We start from the raw sequence: 1,709 nt of genomic DNA, 5'->3' as shown, positions 1-1,709 counted from the left end.
GGAGGCCGCCGCACGGCTGGTCGCGGAGCGCGGCGCGGAGGCCGTCACGATGGAGGCGGTGGCCGCCGAGGCCTGTGTCGGCAAGGGCACGGTCTTCCGCAGATTCGGCGACCGCACCGGCTTGCTGACGGCCCTGCTGGACCACTCCGAGAAGACGTTCCAGGCCGCGTTCCTCGGCGGCCCGCCGCCGCCCGGGCCCGGGGCGCCGCCCGTGGAGCGGCTGCGGGCGTTCGGCTGCGCGATGCTGCGCCGCTCGACCGACGAGCTCGAGCTGCAGCTGGCCGCCGAGCCCGGTGCGAGCCGCCGCTACGTCGTCCCCGCCCGCCGTGTGCTGCGGCACCACATCGAGATGTTGCTGCGGCAGGCGGTCCCCGAAGCGGACTGCGAGCTCCTCTCCCACACGCTGATGGGGCAGCTGGACCCGGCCCTCGTACACCACCTCACCAGGCAGTGCGGCATACCGCTGTCCCGCCTCGAAGCTGCGTGGACCGACCTGGTCGACCGGGTGACAGGCACGGGCGCCACCCGCTGAGAGTCCTCCGCCGCACCCCGTGAGCGCTCACGGGTTCGTCACAACTCCCCCGCCGGAAGCGCGCATTGGGGCTTCTGCCAAGATGCCGTACGTCATGGTGCAGATACCGAAAACGCCCGCGCCCCCGTCCCCCGCACCGTCGCGCTCCGTGCCTACGAGCGCCGATGTGGCCCGCCTGGCCGGCGTCTCGCGCGCGACCGTCTCCTACGTCCTCAACAACACCAGCGCCGTACGCATCAGCGAACCCACCCGCCGCCGTGTGCACGAGGCCGCCAGGGAACTCGGATACGTACCGCACGCCGCGGCCCGCAGCCTGCGCGCCGGACACAGCCGGATGGTCCTCATCCCCGCGCCGACCTTCCCCGTCGGCCCGCTCTACAACCGGTTCCTCACCGACCTCCAGGGATCGCTCGGCGGCCTGGACTACACGGTCGTGCAGTACGGCACCGGCGGCCCGCACGGCGACGAAGCAGCCCGCGCCTGGGCCGAGTTGAGGCCCGTGGCCGTGCTGGTGCCCGGCTCCGGTCTCGGCCCGCGCGGAGTGGCGGTGCTCAAGCGCTCGGGAGCCCGGGCCGTGGTCACCCTCGGCCCCGAGACCATCGAGGGCGCGCACGCGCTGCTCATGGACCACGACGTCGTCGGCCACAGCGCCGGCGCCCACCTCTACGACCGCGGCCGGCGCCGGATCGGCGTCGTCGTCCCGCAGGAACCCGGCCTCGATGCGTTCTCCGCGCCCCGCCTCGACGGTGTGCGCCAGTCGGTGCGCGGCACGGACGCCACGGTGACCGAACTGCCCCTCGCCTACGACGAGCAGGCCGCGGCGCGCCTGGCCGCCCGCTGGCGCACCCTCGGCCTGGACGCGGTGTTCACCTACAACGACGAGTACGCGATGCTGCTGATGCGCGCCCTGCTGGACGAAGGCATCCGCATCCCCGAGGAGACCGCCGTGATCGGCGCCGACGACCTGGTGCTCGGGCGGCTGCTGCGGCCCCGGCTGAGCACGGTCCACCTGCGGCTGCCCTGCGGCCGTGAACTGGCCGAACTGGTCGACCGCGCGGTGCGCAAGCCCACCACCGAGCCCGAGACGCACAAGGTGCTGGGGGCGACGGTGCTGCACCGCGAATCGAGTTGACCCGGCGCGGCACGAGGGGCGCGGCACGACCGGCCGGCACACGGC

The 1,709-nt window shown here is 74.0% G+C and carries 2 protein-coding genes; both read left to right on the top strand.

Features of this window, described 5'->3' with window-relative positions:
- On the top strand, window positions 1-532 hold a 532-nt coding region (locus ABZ281_RS48290), incomplete at its 5' end, for a helix-turn-helix domain-containing protein (protein ID WP_356665088.1).
- A gap of 94 nt (window positions 533-626) precedes the next feature.
- Window positions 627-1,664 carry a LacI family DNA-binding transcriptional regulator gene (locus ABZ281_RS48285; RefSeq protein ID WP_356665086.1) on the top strand — a complete coding sequence of 346 codons (1,038 nt, stop codon included), beginning with the start codon at window positions 627-629 and terminating at the stop codon, window positions 1,662-1,664.
- Window positions 1,665-1,709 lie beyond the last annotated feature (45 nt).

This window comes from Streptomyces sp. NPDC006265, from assembly GCF_040613555.1.
In the GTDB taxonomy this organism is placed as follows: Bacteria; Actinomycetota; Actinomycetes; order Streptomycetales; family Streptomycetaceae; genus Streptomyces.
Note: the sequence above shows the minus strand (reverse complement) of the source record. Positions and strands in the feature narration are given on the sequence as shown.

What these genes read in the sequence shown, in the direction of transcription:
- ABZ281_RS48285 (WP_356665086.1), top strand. Translation starts at nt 627, where the DNA reads ATGGTGCAGATACCGAAAACGCCCGCGCCCCCGTCCCCCGCACCGTCG.